At 63.1% G+C, this 22479-nt stretch carries 15 protein-coding genes; 9 read left to right on the top strand and 6 right to left on the bottom strand.

The features are described 5' to 3' along the window. Nucleotides 1–245: 245 nt before the first annotated feature. The 3 genes from RHEC894_RS02935 to RHEC894_RS02945 form a co-directional block, all read right to left on the bottom strand. Nucleotides 246–4028, bottom strand: coding sequence for a peptidoglycan-binding protein (locus tag RHEC894_RS02935; protein ID WP_085738834.1), 3783 nt, complete (start codon nucleotides 4026–4028; stop codon nucleotides 246–248). Between the two features lie 323 nt (nucleotides 4029–4351). Next, entirely contained in the window at nucleotides 4352–4717 is a 366-nt protein-coding gene (locus tag RHEC894_RS02940) for a VOC family protein (RefSeq protein ID WP_010069157.1), read from the bottom strand. A 124-nt stretch (nucleotides 4718–4841) separates the two neighbouring features. Continuing rightward, nucleotides 4842–5531, bottom strand: coding sequence for a DNA-3-methyladenine glycosylase I (locus RHEC894_RS02945; RefSeq protein WP_010069156.1), 690 nt, complete (start codon nucleotides 5529–5531; stop codon nucleotides 4842–4844). Nucleotides 5532–5787: 256 nt separating this feature from the next. Here RHEC894_RS02945 and RHEC894_RS02950 point away from each other — a divergent pair, with 256 nt between their 5' ends. The 4 genes from RHEC894_RS02950 to RHEC894_RS02965 all read left to right on the top strand — a co-directional run bounded on the left by RHEC894_RS02950 (nucleotide 5788) and on the right by RHEC894_RS02965 (nucleotide 11784). After that, the gene (locus RHEC894_RS02950; protein WP_085736058.1) at nucleotides 5788–7584 is read left to right on the top strand and encodes an acyl-CoA dehydrogenase C-terminal domain-containing protein; all 1797 of its coding nucleotides are present in this window, start codon (nucleotides 5788–5790) and stop codon (nucleotides 7582–7584) included. Between the two features lie 99 nt (nucleotides 7585–7683). Beyond that, nucleotides 7684–8892: an acetyl-CoA C-acetyltransferase gene (locus RHEC894_RS02955; RefSeq protein ID WP_085736060.1), complete on the top strand. Its 1209-nt coding sequence runs from the start codon at nucleotides 7684–7686 to the stop codon at nucleotides 8890–8892. A gap of 34 nt (nucleotides 8893–8926) precedes the next feature. Continuing rightward, nucleotides 8927–11143: a 3-hydroxyacyl-CoA dehydrogenase NAD-binding domain-containing protein gene (locus RHEC894_RS02960; RefSeq protein ID WP_085736062.1), complete on the top strand. Its 2217-nt coding sequence runs from the start codon at nucleotides 8927–8929 to the stop codon at nucleotides 11141–11143. Nucleotides 11144–11574: 431 nt separating this feature from the next. Next, on the top strand, nucleotides 11575–11784 hold the full coding sequence (locus RHEC894_RS02965) for a cold-shock protein (RefSeq protein ID WP_010064266.1): 210 nt from the start codon (nucleotides 11575–11577) through the stop codon (nucleotides 11782–11784). A 329-nt stretch (nucleotides 11785–12113) separates the two neighbouring features. On the opposite strand, the gene RHEC894_RS02970 is transcribed toward RHEC894_RS02965, so the two are convergent. After that, a complete protein-coding gene (locus RHEC894_RS02970) occupies nucleotides 12114–12614 on the bottom strand; it encodes a MarR family transcriptional regulator (protein WP_085736064.1) in 501 nt (166 codons plus the stop codon). 58 nt (nucleotides 12615–12672) lie between these two features. Here RHEC894_RS02970 and RHEC894_RS02975 point away from each other — a divergent pair, with 58 nt between their 5' ends. The 3 genes from RHEC894_RS02975 (at nucleotide 12673) to RHEC894_RS02985 (ending at nucleotide 16214) form a co-directional block, all read left to right on the top strand. Further along, complete coding sequence (locus RHEC894_RS02975) at nucleotides 12673–13077, top strand: GFA family protein (RefSeq protein WP_085736066.1); 405 nt, start codon at nucleotides 12673–12675, stop codon at nucleotides 13075–13077. A gap of 94 nt (nucleotides 13078–13171) precedes the next feature. Further along, nucleotides 13172–13615, top strand: coding sequence for a nuclear transport factor 2 family protein (locus tag RHEC894_RS02980; protein WP_085736068.1), 444 nt, complete (start codon nucleotides 13172–13174; stop codon nucleotides 13613–13615). Between the two features lie 241 nt (nucleotides 13616–13856). Next, a complete protein-coding gene (locus RHEC894_RS02985; protein ID WP_085736069.1) occupies nucleotides 13857–16214 on the top strand; it encodes a methyl-accepting chemotaxis protein in 2358 nt (785 codons plus the stop codon). 42 nt (nucleotides 16215–16256) lie between these two features. Here the strand turns inward: RHEC894_RS02985 and RHEC894_RS02990 are convergent, their stop codons facing one another. Continuing rightward, nucleotides 16257–17450: an MFS transporter gene (locus RHEC894_RS02990; RefSeq protein WP_085736071.1), complete on the bottom strand. Its 1194-nt coding sequence runs from the start codon at nucleotides 17448–17450 to the stop codon at nucleotides 16257–16259. Between the two features lie 131 nt (nucleotides 17451–17581). On the opposite strand from RHEC894_RS02990, the gene RHEC894_RS02995 reads away from it, so the two are divergent. Then, nucleotides 17582–18139, top strand: coding sequence for a TetR/AcrR family transcriptional regulator (locus tag RHEC894_RS02995; RefSeq protein WP_085736074.1), 558 nt, complete (start codon nucleotides 17582–17584; stop codon nucleotides 18137–18139). Nucleotides 18140–18145: 6 nt separating this feature from the next. On the opposite strand, the gene RHEC894_RS03000 is transcribed toward RHEC894_RS02995, so the two are convergent. Next, nucleotides 18146–21670: a PAS domain-containing hybrid sensor histidine kinase/response regulator gene (locus tag RHEC894_RS03000; protein ID WP_085736076.1), complete on the bottom strand. Its 3525-nt coding sequence runs from the start codon at nucleotides 21668–21670 to the stop codon at nucleotides 18146–18148. Between the two features lie 221 nt (nucleotides 21671–21891). Between RHEC894_RS03000 and mscL the strand changes: the two genes are divergently transcribed. Further along, nucleotides 21892–22329, top strand: coding sequence for a large conductance mechanosensitive channel protein MscL (gene mscL / locus RHEC894_RS03005; protein ID WP_085738835.1), 438 nt, complete (start codon nucleotides 21892–21894; stop codon nucleotides 22327–22329). Nucleotides 22330–22479: the final 150 nt, after the last annotated feature.

Genomic DNA, 22479 nt, shown 5'->3' on the forward strand with positions numbered 1-22479 from the left:
TCACAGGAATCCAGCCACGGCGCGTCCGCGCCGTGAATGAATCAATATCCTAAGAGGAAAAGTCTCTCGCGCCCAAGGACTTGGGCGCACTGGATTCCTGTGACGAGCACAGGAATGAGGGAGATTGTAGTAGCCGTTTCACCCAACTTTCTGCCAATGCGGATAAAGCCCATACGCCCAAAGGGCACCGACCCGTCTTTCGGATACCGAGAGAAGAATAGGGAAACCGTCCGCCGCGGCGCCTCTCAGATCGCCTTGGCTCCCTGCTTGTTGCGCTCGAGCAGCGCCTTGACAGTCGCGTCGGTCACCTTGCCGTCCGGCTCCTGGCCGATCGATTTCTGGAAGCTCTTGATCGCGGTCACGGTCTTTGCGCCCATTTCGCCATCCGGTGCGCCGGCGTCGAAGCCGTTATTGTTGAGGATCGCCTGGATGTTGCGGATCGCCTTCTTCATGTCGACGCTTGCCGTCTTGGGGCCCGTTCCGGCCCATTCGTCAGGAATGTCGATGGCATTGGTGCGGTGGTCGACCGGTTCCGGCTTCCAGAGATCGGCCTTGGCGCGGGCCCGTTCGAGCTGGTCGGGCTTCATGGCGTTGGCCACTTCGTCGCGCTTCTGCGCCGCATCCTTGTCGCCGGCCTTGGCAGCGATCGCAAACCATTTGTAGGATTCTTCGAGATCCGCCGGCACCCCGTTACCCCGCGCACAGAGGATCGCCAGGTTGAACTGGCTGTCGGTGATGCCGAGGTTGGCGGCCTTGGTGAACCAGGAGGCTGCCGTCGCATAATCCTGCTGGCCGAGCGCGCCGGAGGCGTAAAGCACGGCGAGATTGTGCATGGCGCTGGCATTGCCCTGGTTTGCCGCCTGTTCGTAAAAGCCCTTCGCCTTGGCGATGTCGCGTTCGACGCCGTTGCCCTTCTCGTACATGCTGCCGAGCCGGTACTCTGCGGGTGCAAAACCCTTGTCGGCCGAAAGCTGGTACCAGCTTGCCGCCTGCTTCTGATCGACCGTCATACCGTTGCGGCCGTCCGAATAGCGCGCGCCGATCTCGAACAGCGCTAGCGGATCGCCGCCCTGCGCCGCATCGGCGAGCGATTTCGGCTGGACGGTGTCGGGAATGGCAATCGTGGCCTGCGGTGCGGATGCGCCGCCGGCCGGGGTGTTCGCAACGAAGCCCGATGTCTCCGGTGCTGTGCCGGCCGGAGCAAATGTCGCAGCCCCTTCGCCGTCGAGCGGCGCTGCCTCGGTCAGATGGTCGCCGGCAACAGGCGGAGCTGTTTCCGGCTCAGCCCGTTCGGCGGCCGAAGGCGTGGCTTCCAATGCGGGAGTGGTCGTTTCCGCGGTGCCGGCATTCGGCTGGACGGGCGCCGCTTCAGGCAGGGCCGGCGCCGGGTTCTCCGTTACCCCCGTCAATGCCGAAACTTCCGCCGGCGGCTGCGGTGCGCGCTCGCCGCTCGTCAGTGTCCGGGCGAGCGGGAAGGCCATGATGGCGAGCAGCACGGCGCCGACCGCCAGCAGGATCGGCCGCCGGTAGCGCGAAAAGGCGCTGGTTTTGCCGGTCTTGTCCGAAGCCTTGTCGGACGTCTTGCCGGCCTTGTCGGCGGTCGCGCCCTTCTTCTCGGCCTTGACGGCTGGTTTCGGGTTGGCGTCGACTTCCATCGCCGCGGCCTGCGCTGCACGGCGGGCCGCGGCGATATAATCGGCGCGATCGGTCTCAGCGGCGGGTTTGCCGCGTGCGGCATTCTGGCTGGCGCGGACGCGCTCGAGGATCTTCTTGACGTCAGGGGCGCCGGAACCCGGCTCGAGCAGTTCGTTTGACGCATCCGTCGGCACCACGTCGGCCGGATCGATCGACGGTGCGGGATCGATCATCGGGCGTTCGGCGGCACGGGCTTCGGTCTTCTTGCCGGGCAGCAGCCGCTTGCCGAGGCTGGCGAGCAGGCTGACCTTGGCCGGTGCCGCCGTCGCAGCCTCCGGCGTCCTGGTCGCGGCTTCGATGGCGATCGCGCTCGTTCCGCTCATCGCGGTGGCTTGTGCGGGGACGACAGGTTCGGCTGCGACCTCGGCGGTGCGGATCACAGGAGAGGGTTTCGGCGCCGGGGCAGCGGCCGGCGTCCTGTCCATCTCGGCTTCCGCCACCATCAGCGCATAGGGATCGACATCGAAATCGACGTCGGCCACCGGCATCTGGGCGCTCACCCGTCCGCCGCGCTCTTCCATGCCGTCGAGGCGGTCGGCGATGTGCACCAGCGTTTCGTGCAGCGCCTTGAACGTCTTGTGGGTGCGCTCCTCGCTGTCGCGGCTGATATCCTCGAGGTGGCGCAGATCCTCGGCCAGCGCCGTCAGCGCCGACATGTCGGCGGCGGGCACGCCGCCCTGGGCGCTGCCATTGCGCGCATAGGCTTCGACCACCGCTTCCGCCGCCTGGCGCGCCGCCTCGATGATATATTCGTCGCTGGTCGCCATATAATCTTCGATCGCGCCCATGCGCCGGTCGAGATCGGCGGGGATCGCAGCGCTTTCGCGCGGTTCGCTCATCAGCGCCGAAAGATTGGCGATCTGGTCTTCGAGGCTCTTCAGGGCGCGCGCATCGGTCGGCGCCGCCGCGGTGCTCTCTTCCAGCCGGGCGGCGATGTCGCTCAGCCGCCCTTCGAGGCGCTGGAAGGCGACGTCGTCGATCGCAGCGGCCGGCGCCGGCTGCTGATAGGCCATCTCGTCGATGCGCCGGGCGAGATAGTCGAGCCGCTGCGCCAGCACATCGTTGACGGCGCCGTTCTCGAGCGCGTCGATCTTGCGGGAAATATCGGAAAGCGGTCCGGTGAGGTCGGGCTGCGGCGCGGCTTTCTGCGTGCGCTCCAGGAGGTAGGAAAGATGCTCCAGCCGTTCGTCGAGCCGCGACGTCGCTTCCGCCTTGGTCAGCTCCTCGACGCGTGTCGTCAGCGCCTCCAGCCGCATCGCCAGCTCGTCGGCCGGGTTGACGCGGTTCGCCGCATCATGGCTCATCAGGTCGATCTGGTCGGCAAGCGCCGAAAGTCGGCTTTCCAGCCGCTGCATCAGCGCCGGGTCGTTGGCGGCGGCCGCCCGGCCGCTGGCCGCGATCGCCCGGCTGATCTCGTCGAGGCGCGAATCCATGGCGGCGAACTGCTCGGACATGACCCGGTCGTGCGGCTGGATCATATTGCCGAACTGCTCCATCGCCGTGGCGATGGCGATCAGCTTGTCTTCCAGCGCCCGCACCGCCGGGCTTTCGCCCATGCCGCCGATATGGCGCTTGATGTCGTCGAGCCGGTAGGCGAGCGAAACCAGCTCTTCCTGCAGGCCCTCGGTATCGAGCGCGGCAAGCCGGCTCTCGAAGCCGTCCCAGCGGTTTTCCATGTGGCGCAGCGAATCCTCGCGCGCCAGCCCGTCCATAAGTGAGCGAAGGTCCTCGAAATCCTCACGCAGACCGGCTGCCTCAGGGCCGCTCGCGCGGCCGGTCAGCTGGCTGATGCTCTGGGCAAGGCGGCCCATGTCGGCGCGCATGTCGTCGGCGAAACGGCCGTCTCCGGCACTTGTTTTGATCTCGCGCAATTCGGTGCGCAGCGCGTTCATCTCGCGGGTGACGCCCTCGGAAATGTCGCGCTTCAGGTCCTGGCGCAGGTTGACGAGCGCCTGGGCGATCTCCGTCATCGTGTCGTCGCCGGCGCGGAAGGCGGGTGCGGCCAGCGGCGCGGCGGCACGCGGCGCCGGTTCACGCATCTGCGGGGCCGGCTCGCGTGTGTAGGGCCGTTCGCGGCCCGCTTCGAGGGCGCGCTGGCGCTGGCGGATTTCGGCGAGCGGATCCGGCCGCGGTTCGAGCGGCGGCCGTGCCGGGCGCGGGGCGTTGGAGCTGGCATAGGGATCGCGCTCGGCCGTTGCCGTGCGCGGCCGCTGTTCGCGCCCACTGCCCATCAGCCCTTCGATGCGTGCCTCCAGCCCTTCGATCGTGCGGTTCAGCGCATCGAGCGAGGTCCTGTCGGACTGTCGGGAAGGATTTGATCGCGATCCGTTCATCTTCTTGCTCGCTTCGACTGCTCGATCTCTCGTCAGAGCTCGATCCTTGGCTTTTCCCTCTGCTGCCGCGGCTTTGCCGCGGAGCACATCATTCATGAGAAGGTAGTCAATTAGACTTTCCTCAAGCTGAACGATGTAGCGGCATCCTTAGAAACGCGAGACTGGAGTAAGGAATGCGGATTGCTACTGCTCAATCCGCACCTTTCACGAAACGTGGTAAACAAGCCGTTAATATCGATGAGAATTTTTTAACGTTTATGTTCGAAAGGCCGCTTTTGGCGGCAATTGCTACTGAATTCGTCAGATCGGACGGCCGCCACGGCTCAGGCCGGCCGGGGATATTGCAGCTCGATCTTCACGCCTTCGGGGCCGTAAACGAAGACCTGGCCGAGGTCGGTGTCGGGAATATCGTAATATTCGTAGCGGTAGCCGCTGGCCTTGATGCGCTCCAGCGCCGGCCCGAATTCATAAAGGCTGAAGGCGACATGGTTGAAAATGCCAGGCGGAAAATCGGTGCTGCGCGATGTCAGGCTGAGATGGATCACCGGCAGTCCGTCGAGATAGAGCCAGTGACCGGGCGAGGCGAAAGGTGGGCGATAGCCTTCCTTGACGCCGAGCAGGGTTTCGAAAAAACCGATCATGACAGGCGCATCGCGGGTTTCGATGGTGACGTGATCCAGGCGCGGCATCGGTATCCTCCCAGCCAGCGTTGACGGTAAAGTCTAGCTTGTACGAACCCGCCGCGAAAGTTGCTTCGTCAGCATGCAGCGGAGCTCAAAAGTTCTCCGCCCCCGGCTGCCGCCTCGGACGAATTCAGTGCGGCTCTCCCGCATCGATCGAATAGGCGCTGATGCGCGAGAGATGGATGAAGGACAGGCCGGTCTCCTCCGCCCAGTCGTTGAAGGCCTGCTGGATCAGCGGCTGGTCCTTCTTCGCCGTGCCGGCGGCAGACAGCGGCACGCCGGCCGATCTCAGGCAGGCGAGCACATCCATGGTGGCGACGAAGCTGTCGCGGCCGATGCCCCGCAGGAAATATTGCCCGGTCATGCCGCCGAGCCGGTTGCCGCGTTTGCTCAACAGCTCGAGAAGGCCGATCTGGTCCTCGCGCGGCCAGTCTGCGAAGAAGGCGCCGGCGCTGCCGTGTTCTCTCGCCAGCTCCCTGATGAAGGCGGCATTGGCGCGAACCGACATGATCTTTGCGCCGTTGCGTATGATCCGTTCATCCGAGGTCAGCTCATGCCAGTAGTCGTCGGGTGCGATATTCAGCATTGCCGGATCGAAACCGGAAAAGGCCGCCTCGAAACCCGGCCACTTCGCATCGATCACCTTCTGGACGAAGCCGCTATAGAAGATGCGCCGGGTCATGTCCGCCAGAATGCGGTCGTCGGGCATGGCGCGCAGCCGGTCGTGATCCGGCCGGTGTTTCTCCAGCAATGCCTGCAGCGCCGCCGCGCCGCCTTTTCGCTGCTCCGCACGCTGCCTGATCGTCTCGAAACTGATCATCCCGCCGGTCCTCCTCTGGCATTCCCGAATTGCGGGTTGAACGATGCTTTCGCTTATACGCCGTTCCCAGATGGACAAGGAAGGGGAGATGACGTCTCTTCCTGGCGTTTCATGGCTGGTGGATTCGTGCCTTGCAATTTTTTCATGAAAAGGAGGCAAAGGTGCAGATTTTGACGTTTACGCAAACGTCAATATTTTGTAAGACAGTGCCCGAGGCCGGCGCGATCCGGTCAACCGAATGGGAGGAATTTGCAAGATGCCAGTCTACAAGGCCCCGGTCACCGATACGCTCTTCGTCCTGAACGACGTGCTGGGCCTCGAACGCTACAACAATCTTCCCGGTTTTGCCGATGCGACGCCCGATCTGATCGAGGCAATCCTCGGCGAGGCGGCCAAGGTGGCCGAGGAAGCGCTCTTCCCGCTGAATTATCCCGGCGATCAGCAAGGCTGCACGCGCCACGACGATGCCAGCGTCTCGACTCCGAAGGGCTTCAAGGAAGCCTATAAAGCCTATCGCGATGGCGGCTGGATCGGCCTTGCGGTGCCGGAGGAATTCGGCGGCCAGGGGCTTCCCTATACGCTGCATACCGCTGTCGGCGAATATACCTCGGCCGCCAACATGTCGCTGATGATGTATCCCGGCCTGACGCAGGGCGCGATCGCCGCGATCCTCGTCCACGGCACCGACGAGCAGAAGAGCATCTATCTGCCGAAGATGGTCGACGGCTCCTGGTCCGGCACCATGAACCTGACCGAGCCCCATTGCGGTACCGATCTCGGCATGCTGCGCACCAAGGCTGTGCCGCAGGCCGACGGCAGCTACAAGATATCGGGCCAGAAGATTTTCATCTCCGCCGGCGAACACGACCTGGCCGACAATATCGTCCATCTGGTGCTCGCCCGCATCGAAGGCGCGCCCGAGGGGACCAAGGGCATTTCGCTGTTCATCGTTCCGAAATTCCTCGTCGGCAAGGACGGTGCGCCCGGCGCCCGCAACGCCGTCTCCTGCGGCGCGATCGAACACAAGATGGGCATTCACGCCAACGCCACCTGCGTCATGAATTACGACGAGGCGACCGGCTTCCTGATCGGCGCCGAAAACCGCGGCCTCAACGCCATGTTCGTGATGATGAACGAGGCCCGCCTGATGGTCGGCCTGCAGGGCATCGCCATTTCCGAGGTCGCCTATCAGAACGCCGCCGCCTACGCCCGCGACCGCATCCAGGGCCGCTCGCTGTCCGGCGTCAAGGCGCCTGATAAGAAGGCCGATCCGATCATCGTCCATCCGGATATCCGCCGCACGCTGATGACCATCCGTGCCTTCAACGAGGCCGGCCGCGCCTTCCTGCTGTGGACGGCGCTGAAATCCGATATCGCCCACCGGGCCACCGACGACAAGGAGCGCCAGACGGCCGACGATATTCTCGGCCTCGTCACCCCGATCCTCAAGGGCGTGATGACCGACAAGGGCTTCGATCACGCCGTCATGGCCCAGCAGGTCTTCGGCGGCCACGGCTATATCGAAGAACACGGCATGAGCCAGTATGTGCGCGATGCCCGCATCGCCATGATCTATGAAGGCGCCAACGGCATTCAGGCGCTCGATCTCGTCGGCCGCAAGCTCGCCTTGAACGGTGGCCGCGCCGCCATGGCGCTGTTCAAGGAGATCGGCGATTTCTGCGAGGAGAACCGCGGCAATGAAAAGCTTTCCTTCTTCACCAAGCATCTGAAGAAGGGCTTGAACGACATCCAGGGCGCGACCATGTGGTTCATGCAGAACGCCATGGCCAAGCCCGACAATGCCGGCGCCGGCTCGACCGACTACATGCACCTCTTCGGCCTCGTCGTTCTCGGCTATATGTGGGCGAAGATGGCCAAAGCTGCCGAGGACGGGCTTGCATCGGGTGACGCCGCCCGCGAGGATTACCTGAAGAACAAGCTGATCACGGCGAAATTCTTCATGGAGCGCATCATGCCGGAAACCGCGCTGCGCAAGATCCGCATCGAAGCCGGCGCCGACACGATGATGGAGCTGGCCGCCGAAGCGTTTTGAGCCATTTCTCCCTCCGCCTTGTGGGGAGGGTTGGGGAGGGGTCTTTCCCCTCCCTCCAAGATTTGAGGCAAGATAGATTGCCGCCAGGGAGATGAGACTATGACCGAGGTTTTCATTTACGATCACGTCCGCACGCCGCGCGGCCGCGGCAAGAAGGACGGCGCCCTGCATGAGGTGCCCTCCGTCCGCCTGGCGGCGAAGACGCTGGAAGCGATCCGCGACCGCAACGGGCTCGACACCAAAACCGTCGACGACATCATCATGGGCTGCGTCGATCCGGTCATGGATGCCGGCGCCGTCATCCCGAAGGCCGCCGCCTTCGAAGCCGGTTACTCCACCCGGGCGCCGGGCATGCAGATTTCCAGATTCTGCGCCTCCGGCCTCGACGCCGTCAATTTCGGCGCCGGCAAGATCGCCCAGGGCGCCGACGACATCGTCATCGCAGGCGGGGTGGAAAGCATGTCCCGCGTCGGCTTGGGCATGTCGGGCGGCGCCTGGTTCATGGACCCTTCGGTGAATTTTCCGGCCTATTTCATGCCGCAGGGCGTCTCGGCCGATCTCATCGCCACCAAATACGGTTTCTCCAGAACCGATGTGGACGCCTATGCCGTCGAGAGCCAGAAGCGCGCCGCCAACGCCTGGGAAAACGGCTGGTTCGACAAGTCGGTCGTCCCGGTCAAGGACCAGAACGGCCTGACGATCCTGGCAACGGACGAGCATATGCGTCCGGGCACAGACATGCAGGCGCTCGCCTCGCTCAATGCTTCCTTCCAGATGCCCGGCGAGATGGGCGGCTTCGAGGCCGTCGGCATCCAGGCCCATCCGGAGATCGAGCGGATCAACTATGTCCATCATGCCGGCAATTCCTCCGGCATCGTCGACGGCGCCGGCGTCGTCCTGCTCGGCTCCAAGGCCGGCGGTGAAAGCATGGGGCTGAAGCCGCGCGCCCGCATCAAGGCTTTCGCCAATATCGGTTCCGATCCGGCTCTGATGCTGACCGGCCCGGTCGACGTCACCGAGAAGTTGCTGAAACGCACCGGCATGAGCCTCTCCGACATCGACCTCTTCGAGCTGAACGAAGCCTTCGCTGCCGTGGTGCTGCGCTACATGCAGGCCTTCGACATCGGCCACGACAGGATCAACGTCAATGGCGGCGCCATCGCCATGGGCCATCCGCTCGGCGCCACCGGCGCGATGATCCTCGGCACGGTGCTGGACGAGCTCGAACGCCGCGACTTGAACACCGCGCTGGTGACGCTCTGCATCGGCGCCGGCATGGGCACGGCGACGGTTATCGAACGCGTTTGATCCGCAAGAGAATTCAGGGAGAGGAATTCCCAAGATGAGCACCTACACCAATTTCACGCTCGAAACCGACGCCGACGGCATCGCTCTTATCACCTGGGACATGCCCGGCAAGTCGATGAACGTCTTCACATCAGAGGTGATGGCCGAACTCGACGCCATCATCGATGCGACCACTGCCGACGCAGCGATCAAGGGCATCGTCTTCACATCAGGCAAATCCTCCTTCTCCGGCGGCGCCGATCTGTCGATGATCAAGTCGATGTTCAGCTCCTATCAGGAGGAGAAGGCAAAGAGCCCGGAAAAGGCGGTGCAGACCCTCTTCGGTCTGGTCGGCCGCATGTCCGGCCTGTTCCGCAAGCTGGAAACTTCGGGCAAGCCCTGGGTGTCGGCGATTAACGGCACCTGCATGGGCGGCGCTTTCGAACTGTCGCTCGCCTGCCATGGCCGCGTCGCCTCCAATGCCAAGAGCGTCAAGATCGCGCTGCCCGAGGTCAAGGTCGGCATCTTCCCGGGCGCCGGCGGCACCCAGCGCGTGCCGCGCCTCGCCAATGCCCAGGATGCGTTGCAGATGATGACCACAGGCCAGTCGCTGACCGGCTCGCGCGCCAAGGCAATGAACCTCGTGCATCAGGTGGTCGAGCCGGATCAACTGATCCCCGCCGCCAAGCAGATGATCAAGGATGGCCTGAAGCCGGTCGCGCCCTGGGACGAGAAGGGCTTCAAGGCGCCCGGCGGTGGCATCTGGACGCCGGCCTCCGCCCAGCTCTGGCCGGCCGCCCCCGCGATCCTGCGCCGCGAAACTTCAGGCAATTATCCCGCCGCGCTCGCCATCCTGAAATGCGTTTATGAAGGCCTGCAGGTGCCGTTCGACACCGGCCTGAAGATCGAGCAGCGTTATTTCACCGAGGTGCTGCAGACCCGCGAAGCCTTCTCGATGATCCGCTCGCTGTTCATCTCGATGCAGGAACTCGGCAAGGGCGCCCGCCGCCCGGCCGGCCAGTCCAAGACCGAGCTGAAGCATGTCGGCGTCGTCGGCGCCGGCTTCATGGGCGCCTCGATCGCCTATGTTACCGCCGCCGCGGGCATTCCCGTGACGCTGATCGACCGTGACATGGACGCGGCCGCCAAGGGCAAGGCCGTCTCCGAAGGGTTGGTCAAGGATGCTATCGGTAAGGGACGGCTAACGCAGGATGACGCGGCGGCATTGCTGTCGCGCATCACGCCTTCGGCGGACTACGCCGCCCTCGCCACTGCCGATCTCGTCATCGAGGCGGTGTTCGAGGACCGCGAAGTGAAGAAAGCGGTCATCGAAGCGGTCGAGGCCGTGCTGCCGGAAGGCGCGATCTTTGCCTCCAATACCTCGACCCTGCCGATCTCGGGTCTTGCGAAGAATTCCAAACGCCCGGCCGATTTCATCGGCATCCACTTCTTCTCGCCTGTCGAAAAGATGATGCTGACCGAGGTCATCCTCGGAAGCGAAACCGGCGACAAGGCGCTGGCCGTCGCTCTCGATTATGTCGCGGCGATCAAGAAGACGCCGATCGTCGTCAACGACACTCGCGGCTTCTTCGTCAATCGCTGCGTGCTGCGTTACATGTCGGAAAGCTATGACATGCTGATCGAGGGCGTGCCGCCGGTGATGATCGAAAATGCCGCCAAGATGGCCGGCATGCCGGTGGGACCGCTGGCGTTGAACGACGAGGTCGCCATCGATCTGTCGCTGAAGATCCTCAAGGCGACGGTCGCCGATCTCGGCGAGAAGGCTATCGACCCCAGGCATATGGAGTTGATCTCCCGCATGGTCGAAAAGGAAGGCCGCTTCGGACGCAAGAATTCCAAGGGCTTTTACGACTATCCGCCGAAGCCGGCAAAGAAGTCCCTCTGGCCCGATCTCAAGAACTTCTACCCGCAGAAGAAGGCCGACGAGGTCGACGTCACCGTGCTCAAGCAACGCTTCCTCGTCACCATCGCACTTGAAGCCGCCCGCACCGTCGAGGAAAGCATCGTCACCGATCCGCGCGAAGCCGACGTCGGCTCGATCCTCGGCTTTGGCTTCGCGCCCTATACCGGCGGAGCGCTCTCCTATATCGACGGCATGGGAGTAAAGGCTTTCGTGGAACTGGCTGAAAAGTTAGCCGGAACTTACGGAAAGCATTTCGAGCCGACGCCGCTGCTGAAGGACATGGCCGCCAAGGGCGAGACGTTTTATGGGCGGTTCGATCCCTATGTGAAGGTCGGGAAGGCGGCCTAAAGCATGTCGCGCAAAAGTGTGCAGCGGTTTTGCGCTGAAGACATGCGGAAAACCAAAGACCTAAAGCGTGGCCAAGCGAATCCGAAAGATCGCGACGCGCTTTAGGCCGTTTTCGCGATCTTGGTTTAACGGGACTACCTTTGCCGTCGTGCCGTGGTCACCTCTGCCCTGCCGAGCAGAGGAGGTGACTAGGCACGGCGTTGAAGAGCCTTCTGATTTCCCTCAATCCGCACGAATTCTAATTTTCCCTGCCGACGCCTTGTCACGAACACAATTTCCGATTAAACGTTCAAGCATCGATCTTGCTAGATGAACTTTGAAACGGCGCTTGCGTCTTTCCTGGCGAACTTCCTCCAAAATCGGTTTTCATCGCGGCTCGTACCTTTGTCCGGGCTGCAACCTTCTATGAACGATTCGAAAGGGATATCGTCATGAGCACTGGTACCGTAAAGTGGTTCAACGCAACCAAGGGCTACGGCTTCATTCAGCCGGATGACGGCGCAGCCGACGTTTTCGTCCACATCTCCGCCGTTGAACGCGCTGGCATGCGCGATCTCAAGGATGGCCAGAAGCTGTCTTACGAGCTCGTCCGCGACAACAAGTCCGGCAAGATGTCGGCAGACCGCCTCCAGGCGGCCTGAGGCCCGGTAATTCCAGGAAAAGTGCAAAGCGGTTTTCCGTCCGGAATTGCGTTAAAGACAAAAGCAGCGCGTCCTCTTGGGCGCGTGGGGCTTTGAATATCATCTCCGGATCGTGACCACGGATGTACTGGCACGGTCCGTCGAGATGGCAGGGAAGGTCGGGTTAGCCCGGCCTTTTTGCGTTCCGGCTGGTCGCTATGCTCGCAGGTAGAAACGACATAGGCCTTTGAGTTGTGCCGCGGCCACGGCACGACCTTAATGAATTTTTCGCGCCCGCCAAACTGAATGCGTCATTGGTGACAACGAGCCTCGTAAGACAGGTAAGCCGCTCAGCCGCCCGCCGCCTCACCACCTTCCAGCATCTCCATCACCCGCGCCATCACCGCCCGTGCCGCATCGAGTTCGGCCGACGTGAAGGCGGCGCCGAGTCCATCCGCCCATCCGGCCTGCGCGATCTCGATAACCCGCAGCCGCGCGGCGCCTTCCGCCGTCAGCCGCACCAGCTTGGCGCGCTGGTGCTGCGGGTTGTCGGCATAGGCGATCAGCCCTTCACCCTCCAGCACATCGGCAAGCCGCTGCACGCCCTGGCGGGCAAGGCCGAGGGCGCGGGCGATCTGTGCCACCGACATGTCGCCGCGCCTTGCTGCGGCCAGAACCTGCCAGCGCGCACTTGTCTGTCCCGCGGGCTTGGCCAGCTGGTCGCCGGCCGCCGTCAGATGGCCGGCGAGGCGAAGGGCTGTGATCGCGAAAGCGGAAAAGGCATTCCCCTCCATCGTCCGCTCCGGTCGATTTTGTTTGACAACATGTTGTCGATTTTGTATCTCATCCATAATGACAACATATTGTCATATACTGGTGGCCGGTGCAACGGCCAAGGAGGAGGACCTCATGAAGAAGACCTACAAGGGAAGCTGCCATTGCGGCAAAGTGCATTACGAGGTCGACATCGACCTCGAAGAGGGAACCGGCCGCTGCAATTGTTCGATCTGCGCCAAGCGGCGCTACTGGGGCGCCAACGTCAAGCCGGAGGATTTCCGGCTGATGTGCGACGAGGCTGAGACATCGGACTACCAGTTCAACACGATGAGCGGCCATCATCGCTTCTGCCGCACCTGCGGCGTGTCGGCCTATGGTGACGGCTATGTCGAGGCGATCGGCGGCGCCTATGTCTCGATCAACATCGCCTGCCTCGATGATATCAGCCCTGAGGAACTGGCAGCCTTGCCCGTCCGTTATTACGACGGCAGGCACGACGCCTGGTGGAACGAGCCTGAAGTGACGAGTTATCTCTGAAGCAATTCCGGCAAAATTGCGCAAACGGAAGCATCCTTGTCGGATCGTCGTTCTCCCGTGCGTCCTCTGCCTGCAACAGATGAGGAGAGTGGGCATGAGCAACGAAAACTATGCCAACGTCGAGGAAGAAGCGGTCATCGCCATGCTGATGATGCGGGCCAAGGCGCTGGGCGAAAAGAACGCCGGGGATGCGCTTTCCTACGAGGCCGAGGATTCCGTCGAGTTTTCGCTGGCGCCGCCGCTCGTCTACAATGGCAAGGACGAGGCGGGCCTGCAGGCCTGGTTCGATACCTGGGAAGGACCTATCGGCGGTGAAGTGCGCGATGCCAAATTGACGGTCGGCGGCGATGTCGCCTTCTGGAGCGGCCTGACCCGCATGACCGGCACCAAGACCGATGGCACCGAGGTCGATCTCTGGTTCCGCCAGACGCTGGGTCTCGTCAAGCGGGATGGCCGCTGGCTGGTCGCCCACCAGCACGCCTCGGTGCCTTTCGCCATGGATGGCAGCGGCCGCGCGCTGCTTGACCTGAAGCCGTGAAGCCAGGCTCTCTATTGCATAATCTATCCTGGAATACCGGGAGATGGTGCATTGTCGGCCGCTAAGCTGGAGCTGGATAGTCCCGTGCCGTTTCGTGGAGAATAAGAACTTTCTTTTAATCAAATTTTGCAAGCATGGATCTTCGGAGGCCTTCAGTATCTGCTGGATGACGGTTGTTTAAACCTGTCGGCGAATTGACTTAAGGCGTGCGCCAGTACCAGCATCGGGGGCGAGCGGGAACATGCTTTTCAAGTCTACGACCAGTCGCAATCTTTTTTCTGTGGCCGCCTGTGGCGTCATCGCCGTTATTGTCGCTTCCGGCGTCATATTCTATCGGTCATACACCGAAATTCGCAGCAGCAGCATCGAACAGATGCGCCAGATCGCGACAGCCGAGGCGCTGAAGGTTGAAAGGGATATCGGCGGCACCGTGCATATCGTCGACGGACTTGACACCGTGCTGACGACAATGAAGGAGCTTGGAGACACCGATCGCGCCAAGGCGGACAAGGTCCTGCTCAACATGCTGCAGGCCAATCCGCCGGTCCTTGGCACATGGACCGGATGGGAGCCGAATGCTTTCGACGGCAAGGATAAGGATTATGTCGGCAAGGAAGGACACGACGCGACAGGCCGCTATGTGCCCTATTGGGTGCGGAGCGGCGGCCAGATCACCCATACCGCGTTGACCGATTACACAGTGGCTGGAGCGGGCGACTACTATCAGCTGCCCTTCACGCAGCGCAAAACCGTTATCATCGAGCCCTATTCTTATGCGATCGATGGAAAAGACGTGTTGATGACCTCCGTCACCAAGCCGATTGTCATCGACGGCAAAGCGGTCGGCGTTGCCGGTCTTGACCTTTCGCTGCAGGACACAAACAAGGCGCTGTCAGCGGTTCGACCGATGGGAGCGGGCTTCCTCGGCCTCGTGACCAGCGCCGGCAAGATCGTCAGTCATCCGGATGCAGGCCTCATCGGCAAAAGCCTTTCCGAGACGGGGGCGAAGACAGCGGATTGGGACCGTCTGATTGCCAATCCCGGGGTTGAGCATGAGGTGACCAACGAGGACGGCAGCGTCTCGCTGGCGATTGCCAGCGCCGTCAAGCTTGCCGAGAGCCCCAATTGGTATGCGATCGTTTCGGTCCCGAAGGCAACACTGTTCGGGCCGCTATATGCCGTCGTGCGGGATGCGATCGTCGCGACGAGCCTGGCGGCGGTACTGCTCGGCCTTGCCGTGTGGCTGATCGCCCGCCGCTTCGTCGGCCGGATTTCCAGCGTCATCGCCGAGACTGCCGAGATTGCCGCAGGCAAACTCGATGTGCCCCTCAGGGACGGCGACGCCAAGGACGAAATCGGCGATCTCTCGCGCTCGCTGAAGGCGCTGATGGAGAGCAATCGCGACAGGGCGCGTCTGGAGGCCGAAGCGGAAGAAAACCGCGCGCTGCAGGAAAGGGAGCGTACCGAGCGCGCCCGGATCGACCAGGCCCAGGAAGCGGACGTCAAATTCGCCGTCGGTGAACTGGCGCTTGGCCTGGCGAAGCTTGCCGAAGGCGACATGACGAGCGCGCTGGAGCATCCTTTCGCAGCGACGCTTGACGAGACCCGTATCAATTTCAACGAGTCGGTCGTCAAATTGCGGTCGGCGCTGGTGTCATTCTCGCAGAACGCTCAGGTCATACAAAGCGGCACCGAGGAAATCCGTTCTGCCGCAGACGATCTTGCGCGCCGCACGGAACAGCAGGCGGCCTCCGTCGAGGAAACCGCCGCAGCGCTGGAGCAGATCACCACATCCGTCAAGGATTCCACGGCACGCGCCGAAGAAGCCGGATCGATGGTGGTTCGCACGAAGGAAAATGCCGAACGCTCCGGCCAGATCGTGCAGCGCGCTGTTGAAGCCATGCACGACATCGAACAGTCGTCCCAGTCGATCTCAAGCATCATCGGCGTCATCGACGAGATCGCCTTCCAGACCAACCTGCTGGCGCTGAATGCCGGCGTCGAGGCAGCGCGCGCTGGTGAAGCCGGCAAGGGCTTCGCCGTCGTCGCGCAGGAGGTACGTGAACTGGCGCAACGCTCGGCCGGCGCGGCCAAGGAGATCAAGGCACTGATCGGCTCTTCAGGCGGCCAGGTCCAACAGGGTGTTGCCCTGGTCCGTCAGACCGGCGATGCCCTGCAAGGCATTGTCGAGGAGGTGCAGCAGATCGACCGCAATGTCCACGCGATCGTCCAGTCGGCGCGCGAGCAGTCGACCGGCCTTCAGGAAATCAACACCGCCGTCAATCAGATGGATCAGGCGACGCAGAAGAATGCCGCCATGGTCGAGGAGTCGAACGCGGCGGCCCACACGCTGGCGACCGAGGTCTCGGCGCTCTCCGGGCGCCTGGGCCAGTTCCGGCTCGATACGGGCGCGGGCATGACTTCGGCGATGCCGCGATCGAATGCTTCGCGTTCGATCGCGGCTCCGAAAATCGTATCGTCGCACGCGGCCGTCCCGGTTCCCTCTCCGGCTCGTGCGTTGAAGAAGACGCTGTCTGTCGCCCTTGGCGGCGGCTCAACGGCAGCAGCCCCGGCCGGCGACGGCTGGGAAGATTTTTGATCCGGTCTGTTCAGCGGAACGGAGACAGGTCCCCACTATAGCTCAGGCCGCCGCCTTCCGGCGGCCGGCCCGAATGGCGATCAGCCCGGCGCCCATCAACAGCAGAATTACAGTCGCATAGATATCCGTCGTCAGCGCATAACCGGCCGATTTCGCCAGAAACCCGGCAAGGATCGCCGGCAGGCTGAAGGCGAGATAGCTCTGGACGTAGAAGGCCGCAAGCAGACCGGCCCGCTCGTCCGGTTTGGCGAGCGGCATGATGGTGCCGATCGAGCCGAGGAAATTGGTGCCGAAACCGGCGCCGGTGAAGACGGTGCCGATGATGAGCATCGGCACATTGGCAAGATGCACGCCGGCAACGACCGTCAGGATGCCGAGCGTCTTGGCCGACACGCCGAAACCGAGATTGGCCGATGCGCTCTTGGCGCGCCTGAGATAGACGGTGATCGCCCCGCTTGCCATCAGCGCGGTCACCACGGCTCCGCCGGTCAGCGGCGCCCCGCTGCCGGTCGTTCCGGCGACCAGGGATGGAACCAGCGAGAGATAGAAACCGGCGAGCGTCCAGTTGGCGATGTTGATCGGCGTCACCAGCGACAGCGGCCGCTTCACCTGCGGCGGAACGGTGACGCGCGGCATCAGCGAGCCGAGCGCGCCCGGCCGCCTGCCGCCGGTCTCGCCCGTCAGCCAGATGCCGGCCGCCTGCACTGCGAAGGCGGTGAGCAACAGCGCATAGATCAGATGCATCGGGAAAGGGGCATATTGGATCAGGGCGCTGGTGCCGACCGCGCCGACTGCCATGCCGCAAAGCGGGGCGATCGAATTGACGATCTGCCCCTTGGCCCGGTCGACATCGACGAGCGCGGCGCCGAGCGAAGCGCCGGCGATCCCCGTTGCAATACCCTGGACGATCCGCGCCGCGATCAGCCAGCCGGGGCCGCTGGCGGCGACGAAGAGCGCCATGGCGACGATTTCGAGCACCAGGGCGAAAAAGATCACCGGCTTGCGGCCGAGATGATCGGAGATGGAACCAGCCGTCAGCAGTGCTGCCAGCAGCGCGAAGGCGTAGACGGCGAAGACCACCGTGATCAGCACCGGCGAGAGCGCGAAATTCTCCTGATAGATCCGGTAGAGCGGCGTCGGCGCCGCGGAAGCGCCGAAGAAGGTGGCGAGCGTCAGCGCATGAAAGCCGATCGAGGGGCGCGGCGCATTCTCTGTGGATTTGGCGGCGGCGAGCATATATAAGCCCCTTAAAGCTAAGTCGTTGCGTTAGCTCCATGTAATGTAGGCGCATCATAAAAGCAAATTATTTGCGTTTATGATGCTGTCAAAGATTTTGAACTCTCGGATCGGGGGATCGGGTTGCAGGCATGGCAGTGAAAGAGAATCTCCGCCCGGGCGGCAGAAGCGCCAGGGTTCAGGCATCGGTGCACAAGGCGGTGCGCGAGCTGTTGGCTGAGATGAGCCGCGCCGAGGTGACGATCCCGCTGATCGCTGCCAGGGCGGGTGTAACGCCGTCGACCATCTATCGTCGCTGGGGCGACCTGCAGGCGCTTCTTGCCGATGTCGCCGTCGAGCGGCTGCGGCCGGATATGCAGCCGGTCGATGCCGGCAGCGGCAAGGCCGATCTTCAAGCCTGGGCCGAGCAATATGCCGAGGAAATGTCTTCCGGCCCGGGCCGCGAGATGATCCGCGACGTGTTGGCGGCGCAGGCGGGCGCCAATGCCTGCAAATGCTGCGAATATACCCGCCAGCAGATCGTCGTCATCGCCGAGCGGGCAAAGGTCCGCGGCGACAGCTTCCCGGATGTCGACGACGTCATGGATCGGGTCGTGGCGCCGATCATGTACCGCATCCTGTTCGGTGACGTGCCGGATACGGCGCGGGTGCGCGATCTCGTTTCGCGCGTCATGAGCGCGGCGAACTGAACCTGGTTATTCCGCAGCCGCGCGTTTGAGGCCGGATATCTGGGTGATATAGGCGCGCAGCGCCGCCGGCCGCACCGGTTTGTGCTGAACGGCGATATCGTGACGCTCGGCCTCGCTGCGCACCTCCGGCGTGCGGTCGGCGGTGATCATCAGGGCAGGGATATCGGCGCCGAACTGCCGGCGCAGATGCAGGATCGCGGCAATGCCGGTTCCGTCGTCGAGATGATAGTCGGCGATGGCGAGATCCGGCGGCCCGTCACTGCCATCGCTCGATATCACGTCGGCGAGGCAATCCAGTGCCGTGACCTCGCAACCCCAGCCGCTGAGCAGCAGCCGCATGCCTTCGAGGATCTTCGGCTCGTTGTCGATGCAGAGGATCTTCAGCCCCTTGAGCGGCTGCCCCGCCCGTTCGGTGGGGGCGGCGGCCGGCGCGGCCTCGGCCGGGCGCGAGACGTCGAGCGGCATGGCGATGCGAAATTCAGTGCCCTTGCCATGCGTCGAGTTGAGCTCGACCGGATGGTTGAGCACGCGGGCGATGCGGTCGACGATCGAGAGGCCGAGCCCGAGGCCGGAGGCGGTTTTGGCGCCTTCGTCAAGCCGGGCGAATTCCTTGAACACCGTGCGGAATTTTGACGGTGGAATGCCGATGCCGGAATCGATCACCTGGATGATCACCTGGTTGCCGCGCCGCCGCGCACCCACCAGAACCTTGCCGGTGATCGTGTATTTGATCGCGTTGGAAACCAGGTTCTGCACCAGCCGGCGCAGAAGGTTGGGGTCGGAGCGGACTCTGAGCGATGTCGGCATGACCACCAGCTTCAGCTGTTTTTCGCGGGCGATCGGCGCAAAATCGGTTTCGATCCGTTCGAGCAGATCGGAGAGTGCGACGGAGGCAAGCCGCGGCCGCATGGCGCCGGTATCGAGCCTGGAGATATCGAGCACCGCGCCGAGAATGGTTTCGACCGATTCCAGGGCGGAATCGATGTTGCGCACGATCGGGCTGTTATCGGATTGCGCCATGCGCTCGACCAATGCCGAGGAATAGAGCCTGGCGGCATTCAGCGGCTGCAGGATGTCGTGGCCGGCGGCGGCGAAAAAGCGCGTCTTGCCGATATTCGCCTCGTCGGCGGCCGCACGCGCCTCGCCGAGTTCGCGGTTGACGCGGGTCAGCTCGGCCGTGCGTTCGGCGACGCGTTGCTCCAGCGTCTCGTTTGCCTGTTTCAGCGCCTGGTCGGCGCTGACGCGTTGGGTGATATCGGTGAAGGTGGCGACAATGCCCTTGTCCGGCATGGCGTTGGAGCGCACCTCGATGATCCGCTCGCCGCCGCCGAGCACCAGCGAAAACGGTTTGTCGAGCGTCAGGAAATGCCGCACCGTCTGGCTGAGATCGCCGGGCGCGATATCGCCGCGCTGGCTGAGCGTGGTGACGATCTCGGACAGGGGGAAACCGACTTGGCCGGCACTTTCCGGCAGATCCAGCAATTGCCGGAAACGGCGGTTCCAGATCGTCAGCCGGTTGGAGCTGTCGAAGACGGCGATGCCCTGATCCATCTGCGATAGCGCCGTCTGCAGCATGTCCTGGTTATATTGCAGCGCCTCGCTCGCCTGGTCGAGCAGCCAGGCGGTGTCGGAAGAGGCATCCTCGATCTTCTGCAGGATCAGGGACAGCACCAGCCGGGCCGAGGATGAGCCGATGGCGCTGCCGAGCAGTTGTTCGCTGAAATGGATCAGCGCCATGTCGGCCGGCTGTTCGTCCTCCAGCTTGCGCCCCGAGCTTTGCTCGTAGGTGGTGAACGACCGCTGCATGCGCTCTTCGCCGAGATAACGTGAGATCGCCGCCTTGAGATCGCCGACGCTGATGCGGGTCTTCCAGCCGCGCGTGGCAAATTGCGAGCGCGAATGCCGTTTGACGAAGATGCCGGCCTGGATGCGTTCCAGCGGCCTGGCATTGCGGGTGAGCGAGCCGACGATGAAGAAGGCGGTGTTGACGAGCAGGCTCATGACCGTCGCATTGACCAGCGGATCGGCATCGGGCGCGGTAAACAGCGTCGTCCCGGGAAAGATGAAGCCGAGCACGGCGCTTGCCACATGCGAATAATCGGGACCGCCGAGCGAGGGCAGGAACAGCAGATAGATCCAGATGACGAAGCCGGAGGTGAGCCCGAGGATCGCGCCGCGCGCATTCGCCCGCCGCCAGATCAGCCCGCAGATCAGGGCGGGGGCGATTTGCGCGATCGCGGCAAAGGAAAGCAGGCCGATCGAGGCAAGGCCGGCGGTGCTGTCGGTCGAGCGGTAATAGGCATAGCCGAACAGCAGCACGGCGAAGATGGCGCTGCGGCGGATATTGAGCAGCGTCTTGGCGAAATTGTCGCGCTGGCTGGCGCGGCCGGCGAGTTTGCGCCTGAGGAAGATCGGCATGATGATGTCGTTCGACACCATGATCGACAGCGCCACGGAATCGACGATGACCATCGCGGTGGCGGCGGAGAAGCCGCCGATGAAGGTGATCAGCGACACCAGAGGCATCTGGCCGGCAAGCGGCAGCGACAGCATGTAGAAATCGGCATTGCCGCTGCCGCCAAAGGTCAGCAGCCCGCCGATCGCCACCGGCAGCACGAAGAGATTGATCGCGATGAGATAGGTGGGAAACAGGAAGCCCGCCAGTTTCAGCTGTTTCGGCGTCCGGTTTTCGACGACCGTCACGTGGAATTGCCGCGGCAGCAGAATGATCGCGAAGGCCGACAGGGCGATCAGCGTGATCCAGCGGCTGATCGGCGTATGGTAGTTGAGCGCCGACATGACTAGCGCATTGTCGACGGTCTTCTGCCAGAGGTCGGCCGGCCCGTCGAAGAGAAACCAGATGACGCAGACGCCGGCCGTCAGGAAGGCGACGAGCTTGACGACGGATTCCATCGAGACGGCGAGGATCAGACCGTCCTGGTGTTCCGTCGCATCCGTATGCCGGGTGCCGAACATGATGGCGAAGCAGGCAAGCACCAGCGTGGCGAGAAGCGGCAGGTCGAGGAAATAGAGATTGCCGCTGCCGATGCCGTAATCGGAAGGATTGACCATGGCGCTGACGGTGCTGGAGATCGCTTTCAGCTGCAGCGCGATATAGGGAATGGTGCCGATCAGCGAGATCAGCGCGACGATCGTCGCGACCGTCGGGTTCTTGCCGTAGCGCGCGGCGACGAAATCGGCGACCGAGGTGAGCTTCTCCGCCTTGGCGAGCTCGATGATGCGGCGAAGCAGCGGCATGCCGAGCGTGAAGACCAGGATCGGGCCGATATAGATGCCGGCAAATTCCAACCCGCGCTGCGCCGCAAGCCCGACGCTGCCGAAATAGGTCCAGGAGGTGCAGTAGATCGCCAGGCTCAGCGCATAGACGACCGGCCATCCGCCTTCCAGCGCGCCCGGGCCGCGATCGAGCGTGCCCTGGCCACGGTTCTTGCGGTCGCCATAGCTTGCCACGGCGAAAAGCAGAAGCAGATAGCCGAAGGCAGACGCGAATATGACCCAGCCTGGAAGCATTGACCCTCCGCCGGCGGAAAACCCGCCGGGACCTCCCGCAACAGGATCAGCTTAAGTTATTTCAGGGGCTTTGAAAATTCCCGGCCGTCTAGGCCTTAAGTCAAAGAACCCACCGGAGTATGGCGAAATAATTGCGATTGCCGATTGATTAATTGCGGTGAAGATGGTGCTAATAAAAACAATTGCATATCGTTGAACTGCATCAGAGGGAGACGGATCCGATGCTCAATGAGTTCAAGGCCTTTATCGCCCGCGGCAATGTCATGGATCTTGCCGTCGGCGTCATCATCGGCGGCGCCTTCGGCGGCATCGTCAAATCTCTGGTCGATGACCTGATCATGCCGATTGTCGGCGCCATTTTCGGCGGTTTCGATTTTTCCAATTACTTCCTCCCGCTCTCCTCGGCCGTCAACGCGCCGACGCTGGCTGCCGCCCGCGCCCAGGGAGCGGTGTTTGCCTATGGCAGCTTCCTCACGGTGCTCATCAACTTCCTGATCCTTGCCTGGATCATCTTCCTGATGGTCAAGGGCGTGAACATCCTGCGTGCCCAGGTCGAGCGCAAGGAAAAGGCCGCACCGGAGGAACTGCCCCCGCCGCCGGCAGATGTTCAGCTGCTGACGGAAATCCGCGATCTTCTGGCCACACGCCCGACGGCCTGATCGGGTCCCGGAGGCTGCGGCTTCAAGCGGCGGACTGAGGCACGTCGTGGTGGGCTCCACAACGGCTCCGCCCCACCCTCCGTCATGCTCGGGCTTGACCCGAGCATCCACGCCGCGTCCATCAGCAGCCACCGCATGGGTCCTCGGGTC

Source organism: Rhizobium sp. CIAT894 (assembly GCF_000172795.2).
GTDB lineage: Bacteria > Pseudomonadota > Alphaproteobacteria > Rhizobiales > Rhizobiaceae > Rhizobium.